Consider the following 24,917-nt stretch of genomic DNA (forward strand, 5'->3'; position numbering starts at 1 on the left):
TAATGCTTCATTACGATAGTAAGGTAGATGCAAAAATGCTGAACAGTCTTGCTTTAGCATATATAGGTGATGCCGTATTCGAAACATATATACGGCATCACCTCATTCAAAAAGGATCGGTCAAGCCTAATCTACTTCATAAAAAAGCTACATCTTTTGTAGCGGCTAAGGCGCAAAATAAAGTCATCCACTTTTTCCTGGAGTCAGATTGTTTATCGGAAGAGGAATCCGCAGTCGTTAGGCGCGGGCGAAATGCAAAATCCGGTACGGTACCGAAGAATACAGATGTGCAAACGTATCGCTACAGTACAGCCTTCGAGGCACTTATGGGATTTTTGTATTTATCCGGCCGAATAGAAAGAATGGAAGAACTCATCAAAAAATCCATTGAATACATTGAAGAAGAAAAGGGGAGTAACCCATGAGCGAAGAATATATCATTGGCAGAAACCCCGTATTGGAAGCTCTTCGCTCCGAACGGGATATTAATAAAATTTGGATAGCCGAAGGCTCGCAAAAAGGCTCGATGCAACCACTCATCGGTCTGGCGAAGGAAAAGAAGGTATTCGTGCAAATCGTACCGAAGAAAAAAATTGACCAAATGGCAGAAGGCATCCATCAAGGCGTTGTCGCACAAGTTGCTGCATATGAATATGTGGAGCTGGATGATTTATTCGCAAAAGCGGCTGAACGGGACGAAGCACCTTTTTTCATGATTCTTGATGAAGTTGAAGATCCGCATAATTTAGGGTCGATCATGAGGACGGCTGATGCAGTCGGTGCCCATGGAATCATCATTCCAAAAAGGAGAGCGGTGGGCTTGACTGCAACAGTGGCAAAAGCCTCGACGGGTGCAATCGAGTATATTCCGGTAGCTCGCGTTACAAATTTGGCAAGAGCGGTTGAAGAGTTGAAAGAGCGTGGGGTATGGATAGTCGGTACCGATGCGAAAGGCAGCGATGATTACCGTAACATGGATGGAAAGATGCCTATCGGACTTGTTATCGGCAGCGAAGGAAAAGGCATGGCCCGGTTAATGAAGGATAAATGTGATTTTCTCGTCCGTCTCCCTATGGCAGGTCAAGTAACTTCGTTAAATGCATCGGTAGCAGCCGGTTTATTGATGTATGAGGTTTATAGAAAAAGAAATCCTCTAGGGCAATGATGAAATGAATATTCTGTTGGTGGACGGTTATAACATTATTGGAGCTTGGCCGGAACTGAGAGAATTAAAGGAACGGGATCTTGCTGCTGCAAGGGACCGGTTGATAGAAATGATGGCGGAATATCAAGCATTTACCGGATACCGTGTAATTGTCGTATTTGACGCTCAATATGTTCAGGGAATTGCCCGCATATTCAAAAATCACAAAGTTGACGTAATTTTTACAAAAGAAAATGAAACTGCGGATGAAAGAATTGAAAAGATGGCCATTGAACTGAATAATGTCAAAACGCAAATTCAAGTGGCAACCTCTGACTTCACGGAACAGTGGGTGATCTTCGGCCAAGGGGCCCTAAGGAAATCCGCTCGTGAACTGCTTATTGAAATGGAAGAAATTCAAGGCGAAATCAAGAAAGATGTAAGAAAAACAACGACGATAAGACCCGTGGCTAAAATTCCTTTAAGTGAAGAAGTGGCAGAAATTTTCGAAAAATGGCGCCGGGGTAAAATATGAACCATTGACGGGTAAAATTTACCTGCTGTATAATATTTCTATCTGAGTCAGGTCAGGGGGATATAATGTGGGTCTCAAATTCGGAATGAAGCTTAACGAAAAGTATCTGCAGTTTGAGGATGATGAATTGATAGGGTTGGTGCACACTGGAGACAGTGAAGCGCTGGATTATTTGATCCAAAAGTATCGTAATTTTGTAAGAGCGAAGGCAAGGACTTATTTCTTGATTGGTGCCGATAAGGAAGACATCGTGCAAGAAGGTATGATTGGTTTATATAAGGCCGTCCGTGATTTTAAAGGGGATAAATTATCTTCTTTTAAAGCATTTGCAGAACTATGCATTACGAGGCAGATCATTACAGCTATCAAAACAGCAACACGTCAAAAACATATTCCGCTCAATTCCTATGTTTCCCTGGACAAGCCCATTTACGATGAGGAATCGGATCGAACTCTAATGGATATTATATCGGGTACGAAAGTTTTGGACCCGGAAGAACTGATCATCAACCAAGAAGAGTTTGACGATATCGAATTAAAGATGGCCGAGCTCCTGAGTGATCTTGAGAGAAAAGTGTTAGCTCTTTACCTGGATGGACAAACCTACCAAGAAATTTCGGAAGAGTTGAACCGGCATGTTAAGTCAATCGACAACGCCCTTCAGCGGGTGAAAAGAAAGCTCGAGCGCTATCTGGAAGTAAGGGAAATCAGTTTATAATCCCTCCGCTTTTTCCGCTTAATTTCATCTGTCCCTTCTCCACATGGAAGTTTTTTATTCACAAAGATTTTTAATGGATGTCAAGTAAACCGATATTCTGATTTCCGGTGCCCATAATCGTCGAAACCCGCTTTGATATTGACAATAAAAAACAGCCGTGATAAGGTTTTATGGATATAGTAGATAGGATAGGTGTATCTAATGCGAAAAAAAATAGTTCTTGCCTGCACTGATTGCGGTACAAGGAATTATAGTTATGAGAGCAAACAATCGACAAGCGGCGAACGACTGGAAATCAAGAAATTTTGCAGTACGTGCAACTCACACTCGATTCATAAGGAAACGAAATAACCGTTCTATAAATAGATTGACAGAAGCTTCTAATGCTTGGAGGTACATTCATGAAACGTTTTACCGAATTTTTCAGCGGAGTCGCTCGCGAAATGCAAAAAGTAAGCTGGCCGAAACGCAAGGAGCTTACCAAATATACAATCGTGGTGGTAACGACTGTAGTATTTATGGCTTTATTCTTTACAGTGGTGGATTTGGGTATTTCCGAATTAATTCGCTTAGTTATTGAATAAGAGATTCGAAAATAAGGTATAATAGTGATAGAATAATATGTGTCAGCAGAAAAGCCCGGAAACGGGTTTTTTAATTTGTCTTTTTTAATAAGTGAAGAAGTTCAAAATCGAGCACTGCTGTAATATGTTCATCACAATATATTCTAGTTAAGTCGGGATGACGCCGTATGGTTTTTTGGCTAAAACGTTCAAAGATAAAGATTAATAAAGAAAATGATTGATTGCAGGGAGGGAAGGACGTTAAAGTCCTAACACATGGAAAAGAATTGGTATGTAGTTCACACCTATTCAGGTTATGAGAACAAAGTTAAGGCTAACTTGGAAAAACGTGTTGAAACTATGGGGATGGAAGACAAGATCTTTCGCGTTGTAGTTCCAGAAGAAGAAGAAACAGAAGTGAAAGATGGCAAAAAGAAAGTGACCAAAAAGAAAGTATTTCCAGGATATGTGTTGGTTGAGATCATCATGACTGATGATTCATGGTATGTTGTCCGGAATACGCCTGGAGTAACAGGTTTCGTAGGTTCATCTGGAGCTGGTTCAAAACCGACTGCATTGCTGCCGGAAGAAATTGAAGTCGTTCTTAAGCGAATGGGCGTAGATGAAAGCAAAATCGAGGTTGATTTTGAAATCGGTGATACGGTTCAAGTTAAGGAAGGACCATTTGCAACATTTGCCGGCCCTATTGAAGAACTTGATAAAGACAAAGGTAAAGTAAGGGTTCTAGTCAATATGTTCGGCCGTGATACACCGGTTGAACTTGATTTTAATCAAGTGGAAAAATTATAAACGGAAAAAAACTTGAAATTGCCTTTTGAAAGTGGTAAAATTTCAAAGGTCAGTATGTTTCAATTTTTAGGCCTCAACGATACAAGCATTCTTTATTAATATATAAAGAATTCAAGATGAGTGGGAGGGTATTACCCTATTACCACATCACGGACTTATAAGGAGGTGTGTCTCGTGGCTAAAAAAGTAATTAAAATGGTTAAATTGCAAATTCCTGCTGGTAAAGCGAATCCGGCACCGCCAGTCGGTCCTGCATTAGGTCAAGCTGGTGTAAACATCATGGGATTCTGTAAGGAGTTCAACGCTCGTACAGCAGATCAAGCTGGTCTAATTATTCCTGTTGAAATCACGGTATTTGAAGACCGTTCATTTACATTCATTACAAAAACTCCACCGGCTGCAGTATTGCTTAAGAAAGTAGCTGGTATCGAGTCTGGTTCTGGTGAACCTAACCGTAATAAAGTTGCTACAGTCAAGCGTGATCAAGTGCGCGAGATTGCTGAAACTAAAATGCCTGACCTAAACGCTGCAAGCGTTGAAGCTGCAATGCGTATGGTTGAAGGTACTGCTCGCAGCATGGGTATTGTCATCGAAGACTAATCCATGTAATTGCTATTTGTTTCTACGGGGTTGCGATTGATACTCGCAACCTTTATTCGTGGGAGGTCATTCCGTTAAAACCACAATTTAGGAGGATTTATATCATGGCTAAAAAAGGTAAAAAGTATCTTGAAGCAGCTAAGCTTGTAGAAGTATCTAAGGCTTATGCTGTAACTGAAGCAATCGAAGTTGCTAAAAAAGCAAACTTCGCAAAATTCGATGCGACTGTTGAAGTTGCTTTCCGTTTAGGCGTAGACCCTAAGAAAGCCGACCAACAAATTCGTGGAGCTGTTGTTCTTCCGAATGGTACTGGTAAAACTCAACGCGTATTAGTATTCGCAAAAGGCGAAAAAGCAAAAGAAGCGGAAGCTGCTGGTGCTGACTACGTTGGCGAATCTGACTACATCAACAAAATCCAACAAGGATGGTTCGAATTCGATGTAATCGTTGCGACTCCAGACATGATGGGTGAAGTTGGTAAACTTGGCCGTGTATTAGGACCTAAAGGTTTAATGCCTAACCCTAAAACTGGCACAGTAACTTTCGATGTAACGAAAGCTGTTAATGAAATCAAAGCTGGTAAAGTTGAATACCGCGTAGATAAAGCTGGTAACATCCACGCTCCAATCGGTAAAGTATCTTTCGAAGATGCTAAACTAGTGGAAAACTTCACTACTATCTATGATACATTATTGAAAGTTAAACCTGCGGCTGCTAAAGGAACTTACATGAAAAACGTTTCTGTAACAACTACAATGGGCCCTGGTGTGAAAGTTGATCCTTCTTCTTTCAAATAAATAATTGACATACCAAAACTATTATTGTTATAATAAGTTTTGTTGTGAATAAATGAATACTATTTGTACCGTAGACAGTAGGTGCTCATTACGAGCTTAATTCCCTGCCGAGGTAATTCGATAATAATAGTCCTGGACTATGACTTTTGAAATTACTGCCTTCATGTCTGCAATAGAGATGAAGGCTTTTTCTTTGAAACGGTATAAATGTTTTCAAGCAAATCTACAGGAGGTGTAAGGATGAACGCAATTATTGAACAAAAGCAAAAAATCGTTGCTGAGATTTCTGAAAAGTTAACTTCAAGCCAATCAACAGTAGTTGTTGACTACCGTGGATTGACTGTTGCTGAAGTAACAGAACTTCGTAAGCAACTTCGTGAAGCTGGCGTTGAGTTTAAAGTTTACAAAAACTCTATGACTCGCCGTGCTGCTGAAAGTGCTGAACTTAGCGCTTTGAACGAATCATTAACAGGTCCAAACGCAATTGCATTCTCAACTGAAGATGTTATTGCGCCAGCAAAAATCCTTAACGATTTTGCGAAAAAACATGAAGCTTTAGAAATCAAAGCTGGAGTTATCGAAGGAAATGTTGCAACTGCTGAAGAAATTAAAGCTCTTGCAGAACTACCTTCACGCGAAGGCCTACTTTCAATGCTACTCAGCGTGCTACAAGCACCTATGCGCGGACTTGCTCTTGCTACAAAAGCTGTTGCAGAGCAAAAAGAAGAACAAGGCGCGTAAGCTGACCGCTTATTTAGCCTGCTGATTCAAAAAAAACCAACCATTTCGAGGAGGAAATAAAAATGACTAAAGATCAAATCATTGAAGCAGTTAAAAATATGACTGTTTTAGAATTAAACGACCTTGTAAAAGCTATCGAAGAAGAATTCGGCGTAACTGCTGCTGCACCTGTAGCTGTAGCTGCTGCTGGTGGCGCTGCTGCTGAAGAAAAAACTGAGTTTGATGTAATCCTTACATCTGCTGGAGATCAAAAAATCAAAGTTATCAAAGCTGTACGTGAAGTTACAGGTCTTGGACTTAAAGAAGCAAAAGAACTTGTTGACAACACTCCAAAAGCAATCAAAGAAGCTGCTTCTAAAGAAGAAGCTGAAGAAATCAAAGCTAAACTTGAAGAAGTTGGAGCTGGCGTTGAAGTTAAGTAATCTTGCATAAACAAAAAGCTCGCTATCACTGGCGGGCTTTTTTTCTTCATTTTTAAAGAAATGACGGAAATTAGCCGTTAATGGTTTGATAACGAGGATTTCGTTATTACGACATTCCGGCATGCAAGCATCCATTCTTCAATTCTCTTCTCTCATTAAATCTTCAATATTCCTTTCTGATAGGGGGAGATGACTCTGACAGAGCATTACTACTCACAAAAACCGGATGTCGTAAGCAATCCGAAATTTTGGGATTTCACATTAAAGGGACGTACATTTCGCTTCAAAAGTGATAATGGTGTTTTTTCGAAAAAGGAAGTTGATTTCGGATCGCGTCTTTTGGTTGAGAGTTTTAACCTTAATGAGGCTGTGGAAGGAAATATTCTCGATGTTGGTTGCGGTTATGGACCAATTGGAATATCGATTGCGGCAGCTTATCCCAATAGAACGATAGAAATGATTGATATAAATAGCCGGGCAGTTGAATTGTCAAGAGAGAATGCTGCATCTAATGGGATCGCAAACGTGAAGATTTACGAAAGTGATCGTTTTGACAAAGTTGCCTCCAATCAATTCGCAGCGATTCTTACGAACCCTCCCATTCGCGCAGGTAAAAGTGTAGTCCACGAAATTTTAGAAGAAAGCTATCGCAGTTTGGTAGCTGGTGGAGAATTATGGGTTGTCATTCAAAAAAAACAAGGAGCTCCATCCGCAATGGATAAAATGGAGCAATTATTTGGAAATGTTGAGGTGCCCGTTAAGAAAAAGGGTTACTATATACTATTATCCAAAAAGGTTTGACTCTAAATTTTCGCTATGTTAGTATTATAAAATGCATATATATAATTCCGTAACTATGCAATTTTTATACCATTGGTGTATAATCAATGGATAATATGGGAAAAATATATAAATAATAGTTCGTTTTATGAGAAATAGTGGTTTTTAAAATAAAAACCATTTTCTTTTTGTCTATGGAAATGATTCCTTTTCCGAGGCAAATGGATCCTTATAACGCTTGATTTAAGGGGTGAATCAGTTGACAGGTCAACTTGTTCAGTATGGACGACACCGCCAACGTAGAAGTTATGCAAGAATCAGTGAGGTTTTGGACCTTCCGAATCTGATTGAAATTCAAACAGCTTCTTATCAATGGTTTCTAGATGTAGGTTTAAAGGAAATGTTCCAGGATATTTCTCCTATTGAGGATTTTACAGGTAATTTATCGTTAGAATTCATCGATTACAGCTTAGCTGAGCCGAAGTATTCTGTGGAAGAAACAAAGGAACGCGATGTTACGTATTCTGCACCACTTCGTGTGAAAGTGCGCCTTGTTAACAAAGAAACAGGGGAAGTGAAAGACCAGGATGTATTTATGGGTGACTTCCCGCTGATGACTGAAACAGGTACATTTGTCATCAATGGTGCTGAACGGGTAATTGTATCCCAATTAGTGCGCTCACCGAGTGTTTACTATAATGGGAAAATGGATAAAAACGGTAAGCTTGGATTCTCTGCGACCGTTATTCCTAATCGTGGCGCATGGCTCGAATATGAAACAGACGCCAAGGATGTTGTGTATGTTCGAATCGACCGCACCAGGAAATTACCGATCACGGTATTAATGCGTGCTCTTGGATTCGGAACAGATCAAGAAATCATCGATTTGATCGGAGACAACGAATACCTTCGCAACACTCTTGAAAAGGATAACACCGAGAGTGTGGAAAAAGCATTACTGGAAATCTATGAGCGTCTACGCCCAGGTGAACCACCTACTGTCGAAAACGCGAAAAGTCTTTTAGTATCACGCTTTTTTGATCCAAAACGTTATGATTTAGCTAATGTAGGCCGTTATAAAATAAACAAAAAACTGCATATCAAGAACCGTTTATTCGGACAACGTATTGCAGAGACTTTGATTGATCCTGAAACAGGTGAAATCATCGTTGAAAAAGGTACAATGCTTGATCGTCGGACTCTTGATAGGATCCTGCCTCATATCGAAGGTGGAATCGGATTCAAAACATTCCATCCATCAGGTGGTGTAGTGGAAGAAGAAACTCTTCTACAACCTATTAAAGTGTTTGCACCAAACGATGCTGAAGGCGAAAAAGTGATCAATATCATCGGTAATGCATATGTGACCGACCAGGTCAAAAACATTACACCGGCTGATATCATTTCTTCCATCAGTTATTTCTTTAACTTATTGCATGGTGTGGGAATCACGGATGACATTGACCATTTAGGTAACCGTCGTCTGCGTTCCGTTGGTGAATTGCTGCAAAACCAATTTAGAATTGGTTTATCCCGTATGGAGCGTGTTGTTCGTGAAAGAATGTCCATTCAGGATACGAATACAATCACTCCGCAGCAACTAATCAACATTCGCCCGGTCATTGCATCAATTAAAGAGTTCTTTGGAAGCTCACAGCTTTCCCAGTTCATGGATCAAACGAATCCGCTTGCTGAATTGACGCATAAACGTCGTCTATCTGCATTGGGACCTGGTGGTCTGACACGTGAGCGTGCTGGCTTTGAAGTACGTGACGTTCATTATTCCCACTATGGTCGCATGTGTCCGATTGAAACGCCTGAGGGACCGAATATTGGTTTGATTAACTCGTTATCCAGTTTTGCAAAGGTAAACCCATATGGCTTCATTGAAACACCATATCGTCGTGTGGACCCTGAAACAGGTAGAATTACAAGCCAAATCGATTACTTAACAGCTGATGAGGAAGATAATTATGTAGTTGCCCAAGCGAATGTACGACTGTCGGATGACGGCTCATTCCTTGATAATGATGTTGTTGCACGTTTCCGCGGTGAAAATACCGTTGTTCCGCGTGACCGCGTAGATTACATGGATGTATCTCCTAAACAAGTTGTATCTGCTGCGACTGCATGTATTCCTTTCTTGGAAAACGATGACTCCAACCGTGCCCTTATGGGAGCGAACATGCAACGTCAAGCAGTTCCTTTGCTTCAACCGGAAGCCCCTCGAGTCGGAACGGGTATGGAGTATGTTTCAGCGAAAGACTCCGGTGCTGCTGTAATCTGTAAACACCCTGGTATCGTAGAGCACGTTGAATCACGTGAAGTATGGGTACGTAGGGTAAGTGAAGTAGACGGACAGCAAGTAAAAGGAAATCTTGATAAATATCGTCTATTAAAATTCATTCGTTCCAACCAAGGAACGTGCTATAATCAACGCCCTATCGTCAGTGTTGGCGACAACGTCGTAAAAGGTGAAATTCTTGCTGATGGTCCTTCAATGGAAAAAGGTGAGTTGGCACTTGGACGTAACGTATTGGTTGCCTTCATGACATGGGATGGATATAACTATGAAGATGCCATCATCATGAGTGAACGATTGGTTAAAGATGATGTGTACACTTCTATTCATATTGAAGAATATGAATCTGAATCACGCGATACAAAATTAGGGCCTGAAGAAATCACACGTGATATCCCTAACGTAGGGGAAGATGCGCTTCGTAATCTTGATGAGCGCGGAATTATCCGTGTGGGTGCTGAAGTGAAAGACGGAGACCTCCTTGTTGGTAAAGTAACGCCTAAAGGTGTAACGGAACTGACTGCCGAGGAACGTCTATTACATGCAATCTTCGGTGAAAAAGCACGTGAAGTAAGGGATACATCACTTCGTGTACCTCACGGCGGCGGAGGAATCGTTCTTGATGTTAAAGTATTCAACAGAGAAGACGGCGATGAACTGCCTCCTGGTGTAAACCAACTCGCACGTGTATATATCGTTCAAAAACGTAAAATCCATGAAGGCGATAAAATGGCTGGACGACATGGTAACAAAGGGGTAATCTCCAGGATTCTTCCTGAAGAAGATATGCCTTATTTACCGGATGGCACTCCAGTCGACATCATGTTAAACCCATTGGGTGTACCTTCACGTATGAACATCGGTCAGGTGCTGGAGCTTCACTTAGGTATGGCTGCACGCGCACTTGGCATCCATGTAGCATCTCCTGTATTCGATGGTGCCACAGAGGAAGATGTTTGGGGTACGATTGAAGAAGCCGGGATGTCCCGTGATGCAAAAACTGTCCTTTATGATGGCCGTTCAGGTGAAGCATTCGATAACCGTGTATCAGTTGGTGTCATGTATATGATCAAACTGGCACATATGGTCGATGATAAACTTCATGCACGTTCAACTGGTCCTTACTCCCTTGTTACGCAGCAACCACTTGGTGGTAAAGCGCAATTTGGTGGACAGCGTTTCGGTGAGATGGAAGTATGGGCACTTGAAGCTTATGGTGCTGCTTATACATTACAAGAAATCCTAACCGTTAAATCAGATGATGTCGTCGGTCGTGTGAAAACGTACGAAGCGATTGTCAAAGGTGAAAATGTCCCTGAACCAGGCGTTCCTGAGTCATTCAAAGTATTGATTAAGGAGCTTCAAAGTTTAGGATTGGATGTTAAAATCCTCAATGCCGAAGATCGTGAAATCGAAATGCGTGATTTGGAAGATGAAGATGAAGCCAACCAAGCTGACAAATTAAGCCTTGATTCAGAAACTAAAGATATGGTTGCTTCCGAAGTAGGGGCACCTGTCAAAGAATAAAATTAAATATAAACATATCTAGTTATATATTACCCGCTCTGACTGGCAGCGAGATGTTCATTGGAAGATCATGCTGCCTTGTTAGAGCCTTATTGATTCAATCAACCATCATCCGGTGTAAGATTGCCTGATATTTGACGGCAATCAAGGGTTAAACCTGGAGATTAAAAGGGAGGTAGGCCCCTTGTTAGACGTTAATAATTTTGAGTATATGAAAATTGGTCTTGCTTCACCAGACAAGATTCGTTCTTGGTCCCATGGAGAAGTTAAAAAACCAGAAACAATCAACTATCGTACGCTAAAGCCAGAAAAAGACGGTTTATTCTGTGAGAGAATTTTTGGACCTCAAAAGGACTGGGAATGTCATTGCGGAAAATATAAACGTGTTCGTTATAAAGGCGTAGTCTGTGACCGTTGTGGCGTTGAAGTCACTCGTGCTAAGGTGCGTCGTGAGCGTATGGGTCATATTGAGCTGGCAGCTCCAGTTTCTCACATATGGTATTTTAAAGGAATTCCTAGCCGTATGGGACTTGTACTTGACATGTCTCCACGGGCTTTGGAAGAAGTTATTTACTTTGCATCTTACGTCGTAACTGAAACGGGCGATACAACTTTAGAAAAGAAACAGCTTCTTTCTGAAAAAGAATATCGTACATACCGTGAAAAATACGGTAAGAAATTCCAAGCTGCCATGGGTGCGGAAGCTATTAAAAAACTTTTACAAGATATTGATACGGAAAAGGAAGTAGAGTCGTTGAAAGAGGAGCTTAAAACAGCTCAAGGACAACGCAGAACCCGTGCAATCAAACGCTTGGAAGTGCTTGAAGCATTCCGTAACTCCGGAAATGAGCCTTCATGGATGATCCTTGACGTGCTTCCGGTAATTCCACCGGAACTTCGTCCTATGGTTCAACTTGATGGAGGACGTTTTGCCACATCTGATCTAAATGATTTATATCGCCGTGTTATCAACCGTAATAATCGTTTGAAAAGATTACTGGATCTTGGAGCACCAAGCATTATCGTTCAAAATGAGAAGCGTATGCTGCAGGAAGCTGTCGATGCTCTTATCGATAATGGCCGTCGTGGCCGTCCGGTAACTGGACCTGGTAACCGTCCGTTAAAATCTTTATCTCACATGTTAAAAGGTAAACAAGGTCGTTTCCGTCAAAACCTTCTTGGTAAACGTGTTGATTACTCTGGCCGTTCCGTTATCGTAGTAGGACCAAACTTAAAGATGTACCAATGTGGTCTTCCTAAAGAAATGGCGATTGAATTATTCAAACCATTCGTTATGAAGGAGCTTGTTCAAAGAGGTCTAGCGCATAACATCAAATCCGCTAAGCGTAAAATTGAACGTTTATCTCCTGAAATATGGGATGTGCTTGAAGAAGTTATTAGAGAACACCCAGTACTATTGAACCGTGCACCGACTCTTCATAGACTTGGTATCCAAGCGTTTGAACCAACGTTGGTTGAAGGTCGCGCAATTCGTTTGCATCCGCTTGTATGTACAGCTTACAACGCTGACTTTGACGGTGACCAAATGGCGGTCCACGTTCCTCTATCTTCTGAAGCCCAAGCCGAAGCACGCATGCTTATGCTTGCAGCACAGAACATTTTGAACCCTAAAGATGGTAAACCTGTCGTTACACCTTCTCAAGATATGGTATTAGGTAACTATTACTTAACGTTGGAAAGAGAAGGCGCTATCGGCGAAGGTATGATCTTTAAAGATACAAGTGAAGCATTGCTTGCATACCAAAACGGATATGTACACTTGCATTCCCGTTGTGCCGTACATGCATCATCACTGAATAATGAAACATTCACTGAAGAACAAAACCGCCAACTGCTTATTACCACTGTCGGTAAATTGATCTTCAATGAAATTTTACCAAAATCATTCCCGTATATTAACGAGCCGACACGATATAATTTGGAAACCAAAACTCCAGAGAAATATTTTGTGGAAAAAGGCGCTAATATCCCAGAATTGATTAAGGCTCAACCTGCTATCGATCCTTTCAAGAAAAAAATTCTTGGTAATATCATCGCGGAAGTCTTTAAACGCTTTAAGATTACCGAAACATCCAAAATGCTTGACCGGATGAAAGATCTTGGATTCAAATATTCGACAAAAGCCGGTATTACCGTTGGTGTGGCTGATATTGTCGTTTTAAAAGAAAAACAAGAAATCATTACTGAGGCTCAAACCAAAGTGGATAACGTCTTGAAACAGTTCAGACGTGGTCTAATTACAGAGGATGAGCGTTATGATCGCGTCATTTCCATCTGGAGTGCTGCCAAGGATACCATCCAGTCCAAACTTATGGACTCACTGGACCGACGCAACCCGATCTTCATGATGAGTGACTCCGGTGCCCGTGGTAATGCTTCCAACTTTACGCAGCTTGCGGGTATGCGTGGTTTGATGGCCAACCCGGCTGGACGTATCATTGAATTACCGATCAAATCAAGTTTCCGTGAAGGTTTAACAGTGTTGGAGTACTTCATCTCTACACATGGTGCGCGTAAAGGTCTTGCCGATACAGCCCTTAAAACAGCCGATTCCGGTTACCTTACCCGTCGACTTGTTGACGTTGCCCAAGATGTCATCATCCGTGATGACGATTGTGGAACGGACCGCGGCTTGAAAATTTCAGCCTTAAGAGAGGGTACTGAAATAATCGAGCATCTTGAAGAGCGCCTAGTGGGCCGTTATGCAAGAAAAGCGATCAGACATCCTGAAACAAATGAAGTAATCGTGGCTGAAAACGATCTTATTACTGAAGATCTTGCTAATTATATTGAATCACTTGGAATTGAAACAGCATGGATCCGTTCTGCCTTTACATGTAACACCAGCCATGGTGTATGTAAAAAATGTTATGGACGCAACTTGGCTACCGGTCAAGAAGTTGAAGTGGGCGAAGCAGTCGGTATTATTGCCGCTCAATCCATCGGAGAACCTGGTACACAGTTGACGATGCGTACGTTCCATACAGGTGGGGTTGCCGGGGATGATATCACTCAAGGTCTTCCTCGTATCCAAGAAATATTTGAGGCGAGAAATCCTAAAGGTCAAGCTGTCATTTCTGAAATCGAAGGAACGATTGTTTCGATCAATGAAATTCGGGATAAACAACAGGAAATCGTCGTTCAGGGTGCTGTTGAATCACGCACGTATACTGCGCCGTACACAGCGCGTCTAAGAGTAACTGTTGATACACCTGTCCGTCGTGGTGAAGAGTTGACGGAGGGTTCCATCGATCCGAAAGAATTGCTGAAGGTTACAGACGTGCTTACTGTTCAGGAATACCTGCTTCATGAAGTTCAAAAAGTATACCGGATGCAAGGTGTTGAAATCGGTGATAAACATATCGAGGTAATGGTTAGACAAATGATGCGTAAAGTCCGTGTGCTTGATGCAGGTGAAACTGAAGTGCTTCCAGGAACATTATTGGATGTTAACCAGTTCACTACTGCAAACACAGATGCATTGCTGACCAACAAATTACCAGCTACAGGCCGCCCTGTATTGCTAGGTATCACAAAAGCATCTCTAGAAACGGATTCCTTCTTGTCCGCAGCGTCATTCCAAGAAACGACTAGAGTCTTGACTGATGCAGCAATAAAAGGAAAACGTGATGAATTGCTTGGTCTTAAAGAAAATGTCATCATCGGTAAACTTGTCCCAGCAGGAACGGGAATGCTTAGATACAGAAAAGCAAACCCTGTCGTCGTTGGTGACGAAAGTGCCGATACAGTAACAGTGGATTAAAGGAAAATGGACCAGCTCAATCATTTATACTGAAAACCGCTCTCCTGTTTACTATTGGAGCTGAAGGATCAGAATTTATTGAGCTGGTCTCTCTTATTACTCATGGCCGGCTGAAAAGCCCTATGAGGATTTGATATATTCCGTTTAGGCAAATTAATAATCTTGATAGAATTATGTAAGGAAAACCTTTTGCTAGAATTATTTTTTTGAAAGAAGTTGACAGTATCCGACTAATAATGATACTATAGCAAAGGTGCTCCTATGTTACCCTGTAACTTTGGAGGATATGGACCATGTCTTATGAAAAAGTAATACAGGCAAAGTCAGTGATTATAGGGACGAAGCAAGCAGTTAGAGCTCTTAAAAACAATTTAATTCAAGAAGTTATCATCGCTGATGATGCAGATATATACTTGACTGGGCGTGTCGTTGAGACTGCCAAAGAATTGGATGTTCCTATCACATATGTTGATTCGATGAGAATGCTTGGCAAAGCATGTGGTATTGATGTCGGAGCAGCAACTGTTGCCATCAAAAAGTAAAGATGTTTTTGCAATAATATTTGCAAAGACTTTGTTTTTACCCATTTATGAACCACCTGGATGTGTGGTACTAGAAATGAAAACGTGAAGGGAGGAAAAATGTAATGCCTACTATTAATCAATTAGTGCGTAAAGGACGCGAGTCTAAAGAGGTTAATTCAAAATCTCCGGCACTTAACAAAGGCTACAACAGCTTTAAAAAAGCACAAACTAACGTATCATCTCCGCAAAAACGTGGTGTTTGCACTCGTGTGGGTACTATGACACCGAAAAAACCAAACTCCGCGTTACGTAAATATGCGCGTGTACGTTTAACAAACGGTATCGAGGTAACAGCTTATATCCCAGGTATCGGTCACAACCTACAAGAACACAGCGTGGTTCTTATCCGTGGCGGTCGTGTAAAAGATTTACCAGGGGTACGTTACCATATCGTACGTGGTGCTCTTGATACAGCTGGAGTTAACAATCGTATGCAAGGCCGTTCTAAATACGGTACTAAGCGTCCGAAAGCAGCAAAAAAATAATCTTAAACAAAAATTGAACTTTCTTGAAAGGAGGAAATACAATGCCTCGTAAAGGACCTGTAACGAAAAGAGACGTATTACCAGATCCAATATATAATTCAAAACTTGTGACTCGCTTAATCAACAAATTAATGGTTGATGGACAAAGAGGTAAATCACAAAAAATTCTTTACTCTGCATTTGATTTAATCAAAGAACGTACTGGCAATGAGCCGATCGAAGTTTTCGATCAAGCACTTAAAAACATCATGCCTGTACTAGAAGTAAAAGCACGCCGTGTGGGTGGAGCTAACTACCAAGTACCAGTTGAGGTGCGTCCAGATCGCAAATCGACTCTAGGACTTCGTTGGTTAGTAAACTACTCTCGCCTTCGTGGAGAAAAAACGATGGAAGAGCGTTTAGCTTATGAAATCATGGATGCTGCCAACAATACTGGAGCAGCAGTTAAGAAACGTGAAGATACACACAAAATGGCTGAAGCCAACAAAGCTTTCGCACATTATCGCTGGTAAGATCAATCACTATAAAATCCTTATAGAAGGAAGGAGAAAGACAAATGGCAAGAGAGTTCTCCTTAGCAAACACTCGTAATATCGGTATCATGGCTCACATCGATGCCGGTAAAACGACAACAACAGAACGTGTTCTATATTACACTGGTAAAATCCACAAAATTGGTGAAACGCACGAAGGTGCATCTCAAATGGACTGGATGGAACAGGAACAAGAACGCGGAATCACGATCACTTCCGCTGCAACAACTGCACAGTGGAAAGGTCACCGTGTAAACATCATCGATACACCAGGACACGTAGACTTCACAGTTGAAGTTGAACGCTCTTTGCGCGTACTTGATGGAGCTGTAGCTGTACTTGATGCCCAATCAGGTGTTGAGCCTCAAACTGAAACAGTTTGGCGCCAAGCTACAACTTACGGTGTACCACGTGTTGTATTCGTAAATAAAATGGACAAAATCGGTGCAGATTTCTTGTATTCAGTTGGAACAATCCACGATCGTTTACAAGCTAACGCTCACCCAGTTCAGTTACCAATCGGAGCAGAGGATCAATTCTCTGCAATCATCGACCTTATTGAAATGAAAACTCATTTCTATGGTAATGACCTAGGAACTGACATCACTGTCGGTGAAATTCCTGAAGAACACCGGGAATTAGCTGAAGAGTACCGTGAAAAGTTAATTGAAGCAGTAGCGGAAGTAAATGAAGACTTAATGGAAAAATACCTTGGCGGCGAAGAAATCAGCATTGCTGAATTGAAAGCAGCTATTCGTACAGCAACCGTTAATGTTGAGTTCTTCCCTGTTATTTGCGGATCAGCTTTCAAAAACAAAGGTGTTCAATTAATGCTTGATAACGTTATCGACTTCCTTCCATCTCCATTGGATGTACCAGCTATCAAAGGTACATTACCGGATTCAGAAGAAGAAGTGGAACGTCATTCAGATGATTCTGAACCGTTCTCAGCTTTAGCGTTTAAAGTTATGACTGACCCTTACGTTGGTAAACTTACATTCTTCCGTGTGTACTCAGGTACATTAGAATCAGGATCTTATGTAATCAACTCAACTAAAGGAAAACGTGAACGTATTGGACGTATCCTTCAAATGCACGCTAACAGCCGTGAAGAAATCTCTACTGTATACGCAGGGGATATCGCAGCTGCAGTCGGATTGAAAGATACTACAACTGGAGATACTCTATGTGATGACAAGAACCAAGTAATTCTTGAATCCATGGTGTTCCCAGAGCCAGTTATCTCACTATCAGTTGAACCGAAATCAAAAGCAGACCAAGACAAAATGTCTCAAGCTTTACAAAAGCTACAAGATGAAGATCCAACATTCCGTGCGCATACTGACCAAGAAACTGGTCAAACAATCATCGCTGGTATGGGTGAACTTCACTTGGACATCCTTGTTGACCGTATGCGTCGTGAATTCAAAGTGGAAGCAAACGTTGGTGCTCCTCAAGTAGCATACCGTGAAACTTTCCGTGGTTCAGCTAAAGTTGAAGGTAAATTCGTTCGCCAATCTGGTGGTCGTGGACAATTCGGACACGTATGGATCGAATTTGGTCCAAACGAAGAAGGTAAAGGTTTCGAATTTGAAAATGCTATCGTCGGTGGTGTAGTACCACGTGAATACATCCCTGCTGTACAAGCTGGATTAGTTGATTCACTTGACCGTGGTGTACTTGCTGGTTACCCGCTAGTCGACATCAAAGCAAAATTATTCGACGGATCTTACCATGACGTTGACTCCAATGAAATGGCATTTAAAATCGCTGCATCAATGGCACTAAAAAATGCAGCATCTAAATGTAGTCCTGTCATCCTTGAACCTATCATGAAAGTGGAAGTAGTTATTCCAGAAGATTACCTAGGCGACATCATGGGAGATATCACATCTCGTCGTGGTCGTGTAGAAGGTATGGAAGCTCGCGGTAACACGCAAATGGTTAAAGCGATGGTTCCACTATCTGAAATGTTCGGATATGCTACATCTTTACGTTCTAACACTCAAGGACGCGGAACATTCTCTATGCACTTCGATCATTATGAAGAAGTACCTAAGAGCATTTCTGAAGAAATCATCAAAAAAAATAAAGGTGAATAATTGATTTTCATCTCTTATTAAAGTATAACTATCTTATGTAAGCTGTGATGGAAGAATTAGTCTTCTTTCACAGCCCTTATATACTTAATCTTTTATTTATAATTTTAAGGAGGAATTCCTAATGGGAAAAGCTAAATTTGATCGTTCAAAACCGCACGTTAACGTTGGAACAATTGGTCACGTTGACCATGGTAAAACAACTCTAACTGCTGCAATCACAACTGTACTTGCTAAATCTGGTGGCGCAGAAGCTCGCGCTTATGACCAAATCGATGGTGCTCCAGAAGAAAGAGAACGTGGTATCACAATCTCTACTGCACACGTTGAGTACGAAACAGCTACTCGTCACTATGCACACGTTGACTGCCCAGGACATGCTGACTATGTTAAAAACATGATCACTGGTGCTGCACAAATGGACGGCGGAATCTTAGTAGTATCTGCTGCTGATGGCCCAATGCCTCAAACTCGTGAGCACATCCTTCTTTCTCGTCAAGTAGGTGTACCATACCTAGTAGTATTCATGAACAAATGCGACATGGTAGATGACGAAGAACTTCTTGAATTAGTAGAAATGGAAATCCGTGATCTTCTATCTGAATACGAATTCCCTGGCGATGACATTCCAGTTATCAAAGGATCTGCACTAAAAGCTCTTCAAGGAGAAGCAGCATGGGAAGAAAAAATTCATGAATTAATGACAGCTGTTGACGAGTATATCCCAGAACCAACTCGTGACACTGACAAACCATTCATGATGCCAGTTGAGGATGTATTCTCAATCACTGGTCGTGGAACAGTTGCTACTGGTCGTGTTGAGCGTGGACAAGTTAAAGTCGGTGACGTTGTTGACATCATCGGATTCAACGAAGAGTCTAAACCAACAACAGTAACTGGTGTTGAGATGTTCCGTAAACTTCTTGACTATGCTGAAGCTGGTGACAACATCGGTGCACTACTTCGTGGTGTATCCCGTGAAGATATCCAACGTGGACAAGTACTTGCTAAACCAAGCACAATCACTCCACACACAAAGTTCAAAGCTGAAGTTTATGTTCTTTCTAAAGAAGAAGGTGGACGTCACACTCCATTCTTTACAAACTACCGTCCTCAGTTCTACTTCCGTACAACTGACGTAACTGGTATTTGTAACCTTCCTGAAGGCGTAGAAATGGTTATGCCTGGAGACAACATTGAAATGACTGTAGAACTTATCGCTCCAATCGCTATCGAAGAAGGTACTAAATTCTCTATCCGTGAGGGTGGACGTACTGTAGGCGCTGGCGTAGTTGCTACAATCCAAGAATAATTGATTCGTAAAACAATATTGGAAGGGACGCCTTCCGGAAGAAGCAGATGGGACGCCATCTGCTTCTTTTCTTTTTCTAAAGAATATTGAATCTTTCTTCTATAATACCTGTAAAAGTGAAGTGTATTTAATCGGTATCATGAGGATTATCGAATTGAAGAAAATGGATATGAAAGACCATATAGAATGTACTTGTAAATACTTGTGATAGTATGTATAATAATAAAAGTGTGCTGCACAAGAAAAATTCAAGTTTAACTTGCGTTCTGCTTGTGTTTTATGTATAATAGACAATGTTGGTCTTTGACTGCGATGATATGGAAGGTTGCTGACACACCCGGCCGCTTTGCCATGGCGAGTGTGTGGGAAATTTCCATTGAGAAGGTCTATTTCAAAATAGGCGAAAAGGAGGGAAAATTATGGCAAAACAAAAAATTCGTATCCGTTTAAAAGCATATGATCACAGAATTCTTGATCAATCTGCTGAGAAAATTGTTGAAACTGCAAAACGTTCTGGTGCGGCTGTATCTGGTCCAATTCCATTACCTACTGAAAGATCGGTATATACGATCCTACGTGCGGTTCATAAATACAAAGATTCTCGTGAACAATTCGAAATGCGTACGCATAAACGTCTAATCGACATCGTTAATCCAACTCCACAAACAGTTGATTCATTGATGCGTTTAGATTTACCATCAGGCGTTGACATTGAAATCAAATTATAATTCATATAAATATGAACAATTACTCTAGGAGGTGTGACTTATGACCAAAGGAATCTTAGGAAGAAAAATCGGTATGACTCAAGTTTTTGCTGAAAACGGTGAACTTATTCCGGTAACAGTTATCGAAGCTGCTAATAACGTGGTTCTTCAAAAGAAAACTGTTGAAACTGATGGCTATGAAGCAGTTCAAGTTGGTTTTGAAAACAAACGTGAAAAGCTTTCTAACAAACCTGAAAAGGGCCATGTTGAAAAAGCAAATACTACTCCTAAGCGCTTCATTCGCGAATTCCGCGGAACGGATCTTACTGAATATGAGATCGGTCAAGAAGTCAATGTAAGTATTTTCGCTGAAGGCGATTTAGTAGATGTATCAGGAATTTCAAAAGGTAAAGGATTCCAAGGCTCTATCAAGCGTCATGGACAATCTCGCGGACCTATGTCTCATGGTTCTCGTTACCACCGTCGCCCAGGTTCAATGGGTCCTGTAGCTCCAAACCGCGTATTCAAAGGTAAACTTTTACCAGGACGTATGGGTGGAGAGCAAATCACTGTTCAAAACTTAGCTATCGTTAAAGTTGATGTTGAACGTAACCTACTATTGATCAAAGGTAATGTACCTGGTGCTAGAAAAGCATTGATCAAAGTTAAATCTGCTGTTAAAGCAAAGTAATTTCTGAGAAAGGAGGAGCAATAGAATGCCAAAAGTTACATTGTTCAACCAAACAGGTTCACAAGTTGGCGACATCGAACTAAATGAATCCATCTTTGGTATCGAACCTAATAATCACGTATTATTTGAAGCAATCATCATGCAACGAGCTTCCTTACGTCAAGGAACTCATAAAGTTAAAAACCGTTCTGAAGTTGCAGGCGGTGGACGTAAACCTTGGAAACAAAAAGGAACTGGACGTGCGCGTCAAGGTTCTATCCGTTCTCCACAATGGCGTGGCGGTGGCGTTGTTTTTGGACCAACTCCAAGATCTTACGCTTACAAGCTACCTAAAAAGGTACGTCGTTTAGCTATTAAATCTGCATTGTCTGCAAAGGCATTGGAAGAGAACATTTTGGTACTTGAAAGCTTGTCTTTCGAAGCTCCAAAAACAAAAGAGTTTGTAGCTGTACTTAAAAACCTTTCTGTTGATACTAAAACGTTGGTAGTTACTGACGGTTTAGATGAGAAAGTTGCTCTTTCTGCACGTAACATCCCTGGTGTTACTGTAGTTGAAGCTGATGGTCTTAATGTTCTTGATGTTGTTTCACACAACAAATTGATCTTGACTAAATCAGCTGTCGAAAAAGTAGAGGAGGTGCTTGCATAATGGATGCACGCGATATCATTAAGCGCCCCGTAATCACTGAACGCTCTTCAGACATAATGGCTGAAAAGAAATATACTTTTGAAGTTGATGTTAGAGCTAATAAAACTCAAGTTAAAGATGCTGTTCAAGAAATTTTCGGCGTTAAAGTTGAGAAAGTAAACATCATGAACTACAAAGGTAAATTCAAACGCATGGGCAAACATGCAGGCTATACTAACAAGCGCCGTAAAGCTATTGTTAAATTAACTGCTGACAGCAAAGAAATCGAGCTATTCGAGGCTTAATTCATTAGAGAAGGAGGGAAATACAAATGGCGATTAAGAAGTATAAACCTACCTCTAACGGTCGACGTAATATGACAACTTCCGATTTTGCTGAGATCACTACAGACAAACCGGAAAAATCATTACTTGCTCCTTTACACAGCAAAGGCGGCCGTAATAACCAAGGTAAGTTAACAGTTCGTCATCAAGGTGGCGGCCACAAGCGTCAATACCGTATCATCGATTTCAAACGGAATAAAGATGGTATACCAGGACGCGTTGCTACTATTGAGTACGATCCAAATCGTTCTGCAAACATTGCATTAATTAATTACGTTGATGGAGAAAAACGTTATATCCTAGCTCCGAAAAACCTAGAAGTAGGTTTGGAAGTTATGTCAGGTCCAGAAGCTGACATCAAAGTGGGTAACGCACTTCCTCTTATTAACATCCCAGTTGGTACAGTAATTCATAACATCGAACTTAAACCAGGAAAAGGTGGACAATTAGTCCGTTCAGCAGGAACATCTGCTCAAGTACTTGGTAAAGAAGGTCGTTATGTACTTGTACGTTTAAACTCAGGTGAGGTTCGTATGATTCTTGCTACTTGCCGTGCTTCAATCGGTCAAGTTGGTAATGAACAACATGAACTTATCAACATTGGTAAAGCTGGCCGTAACCGTTGGTTAGGTAAACGCCCAACAGTTCGTGGATCTGTAATGAACCCGAATGATCACCCACACGGTGGTGGTGAAGGTAAAGCGCCAATCGGACGTAAATCACCAATGTCTCCATGGGGTAAACCTACTCTTGGATTCAAAACTCGTAAGAAGAAAAACAAATCCGATAAATTTATCGTACGTCGTCGTAAAAAATAACGGGATTGAGCTACGGTTCATATATAGAACCGTAGAACAGTCACGAAGGGAGGTACTCGCATGGGTCGTAGCTTAAAAAAAGGGCCTTTTGTTGATGATCATTTATTGGTAAAAGTTGAAAAATTAAATGAAGCTGACAAGAAACAGGTAGTAAAAACTTGGTCTCGTCGCTCAACAATCTTCCCGCAATTCATCGGACACACAATCGCCGTTTATGACGGTCGTAAGCATGTGCCGGTTTATGTAACAGAAGATATGGTAGGTCACAAACTAGGCGAATTCGCGCCTACACGCACTTATAAAGGTCACGCAAGTGATGACAAGAAAACAAGACGTTAATGAGAGGAGGGCATCTCATGCAAGCTAAAGCTGTCGCTAAAACAGTTCGTATTGCTCCTCGTAAAGTGCGTTTAGTCGCAGATTTAATTCGAGGAAAACAAGTAGGTGAAGCAGTAGCGATTCTTCGCTTAACACCAAAATCTGCTTCTCCAGTCGTAGAAAAAATTCTGAAATCTGCTATCGCAAATGCAGAACACAACTACGAAATGGATATTAATAACCTAGTCGTTTCAGAGGCATACGTTAACGAAGGACCAACATTAAAACGTTTCCGTCCTCGCGCTCAAGGTCGTGCGAGTGCAATTAACAAACGTACTAGTCATATTACAATCGTTGTATCAGAAAAGAAGGAGGGGTAATCTGTGGGTCAAAAGGTAAATCCAATCGGTATGCGTATCGGGATAATCCGTGACTGGGAATCCAAATGGTACGCTGATAAAGACTACGCAGTTCTTTTGCATGAAGACATCAAAGTTCGTGAATATATCGCGAAACGTCTAAATGATGCTTCTGTTTCAAAAGTTGAAATCGAGCGTGCAGCTAACCGTATCAATGTATCTGTCCACACTGCTAAACCAGGAATGGTTATCGGTAAAGGCGGTACTGAGGTCGAAGCACTTCGTAAAGCTTTGAACCAGTTGACTGGCAAAAGAGTTCATATCAATATCATCGAAATTAAAAGAGCAGATCTTGATGCAAAATTGGTTGCAGAAAACATCGCTCGTCAATTAGAAAACCGTGTTTCATTCCGTCGCGCTCAAAAGCAAGCTATCCAACGTACTATGCGTTCTGGAGCAAAAGGAATCAAAACACAAGTTTCTGGTCGTCTTGGCGGTGCTGATATTGCTCGTGCTGAACATTACAGCGAAGGAACAGTTCCACTTCACACACTTCGTGCAGACATAGATTATGCTCATGCTGAAGCAGATACTACTTACGGTAAGCTAGGCGTGAAAGTTTGGATCTACCGTGGAGAAGTTCTTCCTACTAAGAAGAAATCTGAGGAAGGAGGAAAATAATATGTTATTGCCAAAACGCGTAAAATACCGTCGTGAACACCGCGGTAAGATGAGAGGGATGGCTAAAGGCGGCACTGAAGTTCATTTCGGAGAATTTGGACTTCAAGCTCAAGAAGCTTCCTGGATCACGAACCGTCAAATCGAAGCAGCTCGTATTGCGATGACTCGTTATATGAAACGTGGAGGGAAAGTTTGGATCAAAATCTTCCCAAGCAAACCTTACACAGCTAAGCCGCTTGAAGTACGGATGGGTTCCGGTAAAGGTGCTCCTGAAGGTTGGGTAGCAGTAGTTAAACCGGGCAAAGTTATGTTTGAAATCTCTGGTGTATCTGAAGAGGTGGCAAGAGAAGCATTGCGCCTTGCAGCACACAAACTTCCAATCAAATGCAAGTTTGTAAAAAGAGAGGAAATTGGTGGTGAAACAAATGAAAGCTAATGAAATCAAAGATCTAACCACTGCTGAAATTGAACAAAAACTAAAATCTCTTAAAGAAGAACTATTTAATCTTCGTTTCCAGTTAGCTACTGGACAACTTGAAAATACAGCTCGCATCCGTGAAGTTCGCAAATCGATTGCTCGTATGAAAACAGTTGTTCGTCAAAGAGAGATCGGTGTCACTAATCGATAATGAATG

Annotated in this window: 29 protein-coding genes and 1 other annotated feature; all 29 genes read left to right on the forward strand. The window is 41.3% G+C overall.

The window, feature by feature from the left end; genetic code table 11:
- Nucleotides 1–2: 2 nt before the first annotated feature.
- The gene (locus tag OSJ91_RS00605) at nucleotides 3–425 is read left to right on the forward strand and encodes a Mini-ribonuclease 3 (RefSeq protein WP_350300870.1); all 423 of its coding nucleotides are present in this window, start codon (nucleotides 3–5) and stop codon (nucleotides 423–425) included.
- Nucleotides 422–1,165: a 23S rRNA (guanosine(2251)-2'-O)-methyltransferase RlmB gene (rlmB, locus tag OSJ91_RS00610; protein WP_350300871.1), complete on the forward strand. Its 744-nt coding sequence runs from the start codon at nucleotides 422–424 to the stop codon at nucleotides 1,163–1,165. Before OSJ91_RS00605 ends, rlmB begins: the two co-directional genes overlap by 4 nt.
- A gap of 4 nt (nucleotides 1,166–1,169) precedes the next feature.
- Nucleotides 1,170–1,679: an NYN domain-containing protein gene (locus OSJ91_RS00615; protein WP_034305067.1), complete on the forward strand. Its 510-nt coding sequence runs from the start codon at nucleotides 1,170–1,172 to the stop codon at nucleotides 1,677–1,679.
- 85 nt (nucleotides 1,680–1,764) lie between these two features.
- Entirely contained in the window at nucleotides 1,765–2,397 is a 633-nt protein-coding gene (gene sigH / locus OSJ91_RS00620; RefSeq protein ID WP_094246690.1) for an RNA polymerase sporulation sigma factor SigH, read from the forward strand.
- Between the two features lie 201 nt (nucleotides 2,398–2,598).
- The gene (gene rpmG, locus OSJ91_RS00625; protein ID WP_101225867.1) at nucleotides 2,599–2,748 is read left to right on the forward strand and encodes a 50S ribosomal protein L33; all 150 of its coding nucleotides are present in this window, start codon (nucleotides 2,599–2,601) and stop codon (nucleotides 2,746–2,748) included.
- A gap of 50 nt (nucleotides 2,749–2,798) precedes the next feature.
- Complete coding sequence (gene secE, locus OSJ91_RS00630) at nucleotides 2,799–2,981, forward strand: preprotein translocase subunit SecE (protein WP_034305062.1); 183 nt, start codon at nucleotides 2,799–2,801, stop codon at nucleotides 2,979–2,981.
- A gap of 255 nt (nucleotides 2,982–3,236) precedes the next feature.
- Complete coding sequence (gene nusG, locus OSJ91_RS00635; RefSeq protein WP_048677866.1) at nucleotides 3,237–3,770, forward strand: transcription termination/antitermination protein NusG; 534 nt, start codon at nucleotides 3,237–3,239, stop codon at nucleotides 3,768–3,770.
- A gap of 174 nt (nucleotides 3,771–3,944) precedes the next feature.
- Nucleotides 3,945–4,370, forward strand: coding sequence for a 50S ribosomal protein L11 (rplK, locus tag OSJ91_RS00640; protein ID WP_034305057.1), 426 nt, complete (start codon nucleotides 3,945–3,947; stop codon nucleotides 4,368–4,370).
- 104 nt (nucleotides 4,371–4,474) lie between these two features.
- Nucleotides 4,475–5,167 (forward strand): 50S ribosomal protein L1, encoded by a 693-nt coding sequence (gene rplA / locus OSJ91_RS00645; RefSeq protein ID WP_048677868.1) that lies wholly within the window; start codon nucleotides 4,475–4,477, stop codon nucleotides 5,165–5,167.
- Nucleotides 5,168–5,217: 50 nt separating this feature from the next.
- Nucleotides 5,218–5,368: a sequence feature (ribosomal protein L10 leader region), on the forward strand.
- A gap of 39 nt (nucleotides 5,369–5,407) precedes the next feature.
- Complete coding sequence (gene rplJ, locus OSJ91_RS00650) at nucleotides 5,408–5,908, forward strand: 50S ribosomal protein L10 (RefSeq protein ID WP_048677870.1); 501 nt, start codon at nucleotides 5,408–5,410, stop codon at nucleotides 5,906–5,908.
- 62 nt (nucleotides 5,909–5,970) lie between these two features.
- Nucleotides 5,971–6,330, forward strand: a complete 360-nt coding sequence (gene rplL / locus OSJ91_RS00655) for a 50S ribosomal protein L7/L12 (protein ID WP_034305050.1) — start codon at nucleotides 5,971–5,973, stop codon at nucleotides 6,328–6,330.
- Between the two features lie 195 nt (nucleotides 6,331–6,525).
- Nucleotides 6,526–7,131, forward strand: a complete 606-nt coding sequence (locus OSJ91_RS00660; RefSeq protein ID WP_350302758.1) for a class I SAM-dependent methyltransferase — start codon at nucleotides 6,526–6,528, stop codon at nucleotides 7,129–7,131.
- Between the two features lie 238 nt (nucleotides 7,132–7,369).
- Entirely contained in the window at nucleotides 7,370–10,939 is a 3,570-nt protein-coding gene (gene rpoB / locus OSJ91_RS00665) for a DNA-directed RNA polymerase subunit beta (protein WP_241593943.1), read from the forward strand.
- Nucleotides 10,940–11,123: 184 nt separating this feature from the next.
- Nucleotides 11,124–14,723 (forward strand): DNA-directed RNA polymerase subunit beta', encoded by a 3,600-nt coding sequence (rpoC, locus tag OSJ91_RS00670; protein ID WP_241593944.1) that lies wholly within the window; start codon nucleotides 11,124–11,126, stop codon nucleotides 14,721–14,723.
- 293 nt (nucleotides 14,724–15,016) lie between these two features.
- Nucleotides 15,017–15,265 carry a 50S ribosomal protein L7ae-like protein gene (locus tag OSJ91_RS00675; RefSeq protein ID WP_034305040.1) on the forward strand — a complete coding sequence of 83 codons (249 nt, stop codon included), beginning with the start codon at nucleotides 15,017–15,019 and terminating at the stop codon, nucleotides 15,263–15,265.
- A 104-nt stretch (nucleotides 15,266–15,369) separates the two neighbouring features.
- Nucleotides 15,370–15,792, forward strand: coding sequence for a 30S ribosomal protein S12 (rpsL, locus tag OSJ91_RS00680; protein WP_034305038.1), 423 nt, complete (start codon nucleotides 15,370–15,372; stop codon nucleotides 15,790–15,792).
- A 41-nt stretch (nucleotides 15,793–15,833) separates the two neighbouring features.
- On the forward strand, nucleotides 15,834–16,304 hold the full coding sequence (rpsG, locus tag OSJ91_RS00685) for a 30S ribosomal protein S7 (protein WP_048677878.1): 471 nt from the start codon (nucleotides 15,834–15,836) through the stop codon (nucleotides 16,302–16,304).
- A gap of 44 nt (nucleotides 16,305–16,348) precedes the next feature.
- The gene (fusA, locus tag OSJ91_RS00690; protein WP_053537044.1) at nucleotides 16,349–18,427 is read left to right on the forward strand and encodes an elongation factor G; all 2,079 of its coding nucleotides are present in this window, start codon (nucleotides 16,349–16,351) and stop codon (nucleotides 18,425–18,427) included.
- A 121-nt stretch (nucleotides 18,428–18,548) separates the two neighbouring features.
- Nucleotides 18,549–19,736 carry an elongation factor Tu gene (tuf, locus tag OSJ91_RS00695; protein ID WP_054398381.1) on the forward strand — a complete coding sequence of 396 codons (1,188 nt, stop codon included), beginning with the start codon at nucleotides 18,549–18,551 and terminating at the stop codon, nucleotides 19,734–19,736.
- Between the two features lie 419 nt (nucleotides 19,737–20,155).
- Nucleotides 20,156–20,464: a 30S ribosomal protein S10 gene (gene rpsJ / locus OSJ91_RS00700; RefSeq protein ID WP_019244375.1), complete on the forward strand. Its 309-nt coding sequence runs from the start codon at nucleotides 20,156–20,158 to the stop codon at nucleotides 20,462–20,464.
- A 40-nt stretch (nucleotides 20,465–20,504) separates the two neighbouring features.
- A complete protein-coding gene (gene rplC / locus OSJ91_RS00705; protein ID WP_076372869.1) occupies nucleotides 20,505–21,134 on the forward strand; it encodes a 50S ribosomal protein L3 in 630 nt (209 codons plus the stop codon).
- Between the two features lie 25 nt (nucleotides 21,135–21,159).
- Nucleotides 21,160–21,783 carry a 50S ribosomal protein L4 gene (gene rplD / locus OSJ91_RS00710; RefSeq protein WP_034305025.1) on the forward strand — a complete coding sequence of 208 codons (624 nt, stop codon included), beginning with the start codon at nucleotides 21,160–21,162 and terminating at the stop codon, nucleotides 21,781–21,783.
- The gene (rplW, locus tag OSJ91_RS00715; RefSeq protein ID WP_170946989.1) at nucleotides 21,780–22,067 is read left to right on the forward strand and encodes a 50S ribosomal protein L23; all 288 of its coding nucleotides are present in this window, start codon (nucleotides 21,780–21,782) and stop codon (nucleotides 22,065–22,067) included. The genes rplD and rplW overlap by 4 nt, the downstream gene beginning before the upstream one ends.
- A 26-nt stretch (nucleotides 22,068–22,093) precedes the next feature.
- Entirely contained in the window at nucleotides 22,094–22,924 is an 831-nt protein-coding gene (rplB, locus tag OSJ91_RS00720; protein ID WP_034305021.1) for a 50S ribosomal protein L2, read from the forward strand.
- 60 nt (nucleotides 22,925–22,984) lie between these two features.
- Nucleotides 22,985–23,263 carry a 30S ribosomal protein S19 gene (gene rpsS / locus OSJ91_RS00725; protein ID WP_034305018.1) on the forward strand — a complete coding sequence of 93 codons (279 nt, stop codon included), beginning with the start codon at nucleotides 22,985–22,987 and terminating at the stop codon, nucleotides 23,261–23,263.
- A gap of 17 nt (nucleotides 23,264–23,280) precedes the next feature.
- A complete protein-coding gene (gene rplV, locus OSJ91_RS00730) occupies nucleotides 23,281–23,622 on the forward strand; it encodes a 50S ribosomal protein L22 (RefSeq protein WP_034305017.1) in 342 nt (113 codons plus the stop codon).
- Between the two features lie 3 nt (nucleotides 23,623–23,625).
- Nucleotides 23,626–24,282: a 30S ribosomal protein S3 gene (gene rpsC / locus OSJ91_RS00735; RefSeq protein WP_034305014.1), complete on the forward strand. Its 657-nt coding sequence runs from the start codon at nucleotides 23,626–23,628 to the stop codon at nucleotides 24,280–24,282.
- Nucleotide 24,283: 1 nt separating this feature from the next.
- Entirely contained in the window at nucleotides 24,284–24,718 is a 435-nt protein-coding gene (gene rplP / locus OSJ91_RS00740) for a 50S ribosomal protein L16 (protein WP_034305012.1), read from the forward strand.
- Nucleotides 24,708–24,911 carry a 50S ribosomal protein L29 gene (rpmC, locus tag OSJ91_RS00745; RefSeq protein WP_034305010.1) on the forward strand — a complete coding sequence of 68 codons (204 nt, stop codon included), beginning with the start codon at nucleotides 24,708–24,710 and terminating at the stop codon, nucleotides 24,909–24,911. Before rplP ends, rpmC begins: the two co-directional genes overlap by 11 nt.
- Nucleotides 24,912–24,917 lie beyond the last annotated feature (6 nt).

It is taken from the genome of Bacillus sp. T-10(2022) (genome assembly GCF_056502895.1).

Coding starts and splice junctions, on each gene's coding strand:
- OSJ91_RS00605 (WP_350300870.1), top strand. CDS start 3: ATGCTTCATTACGATAGTAAGGTAGATGCAAAAATGCTGAACAGTCTT.
- rlmB (WP_350300871.1), top strand. CDS start 422: ATGAGCGAAGAATATATCATTGGCAGAAACCCCGTATTGGAAGCTCTT.
- OSJ91_RS00615 (WP_034305067.1), top strand. CDS start 1,170: ATGAATATTCTGTTGGTGGACGGTTATAACATTATTGGAGCTTGGCCG.
- sigH (WP_094246690.1), top strand. CDS start 1,765: ATGAAGCTTAACGAAAAGTATCTGCAGTTTGAGGATGATGAATTGATA.
- rpmG (WP_101225867.1), top strand. CDS start 2,599: ATGCGAAAAAAAATAGTTCTTGCCTGCACTGATTGCGGTACAAGGAAT.
- secE (WP_034305062.1), top strand. CDS start 2,799: ATGAAACGTTTTACCGAATTTTTCAGCGGAGTCGCTCGCGAAATGCAA.
- nusG (WP_048677866.1), top strand. CDS start 3,237: ATGGAAAAGAATTGGTATGTAGTTCACACCTATTCAGGTTATGAGAAC.
- rplA (WP_048677868.1), top strand. CDS start 4,475: ATGGCTAAAAAAGGTAAAAAGTATCTTGAAGCAGCTAAGCTTGTAGAA.
- rplJ (WP_048677870.1), top strand. CDS start 5,408: ATGAACGCAATTATTGAACAAAAGCAAAAAATCGTTGCTGAGATTTCT.
- rplL (WP_034305050.1), top strand. CDS start 5,971: ATGACTAAAGATCAAATCATTGAAGCAGTTAAAAATATGACTGTTTTA.
- OSJ91_RS00675 (WP_034305040.1), top strand. CDS start 15,017: ATGTCTTATGAAAAAGTAATACAGGCAAAGTCAGTGATTATAGGGACG.
- rpsL (WP_034305038.1), top strand. CDS start 15,370: ATGCCTACTATTAATCAATTAGTGCGTAAAGGACGCGAGTCTAAAGAG.
- rpsG (WP_048677878.1), top strand. CDS start 15,834: ATGCCTCGTAAAGGACCTGTAACGAAAAGAGACGTATTACCAGATCCA.
- fusA (WP_053537044.1), top strand. CDS start 16,349: ATGGCAAGAGAGTTCTCCTTAGCAAACACTCGTAATATCGGTATCATG.
- tuf (WP_054398381.1), top strand. CDS start 18,549: ATGGGAAAAGCTAAATTTGATCGTTCAAAACCGCACGTTAACGTTGGA.
- rpsJ (WP_019244375.1), top strand. CDS start 20,156: ATGGCAAAACAAAAAATTCGTATCCGTTTAAAAGCATATGATCACAGA.
- rplC (WP_076372869.1), top strand. CDS start 20,505: ATGACCAAAGGAATCTTAGGAAGAAAAATCGGTATGACTCAAGTTTTT.
- rplD (WP_034305025.1), top strand. CDS start 21,160: ATGCCAAAAGTTACATTGTTCAACCAAACAGGTTCACAAGTTGGCGAC.
- rplB (WP_034305021.1), top strand. CDS start 22,094: ATGGCGATTAAGAAGTATAAACCTACCTCTAACGGTCGACGTAATATG.
- rpsS (WP_034305018.1), top strand. CDS start 22,985: ATGGGTCGTAGCTTAAAAAAAGGGCCTTTTGTTGATGATCATTTATTG.
- rplV (WP_034305017.1), top strand. CDS start 23,281: ATGCAAGCTAAAGCTGTCGCTAAAACAGTTCGTATTGCTCCTCGTAAA.
- rplP (WP_034305012.1), top strand. CDS start 24,284: ATGTTATTGCCAAAACGCGTAAAATACCGTCGTGAACACCGCGGTAAG.
- rpmC (WP_034305010.1), top strand. CDS start 24,708: ATGAAAGCTAATGAAATCAAAGATCTAACCACTGCTGAAATTGAACAA.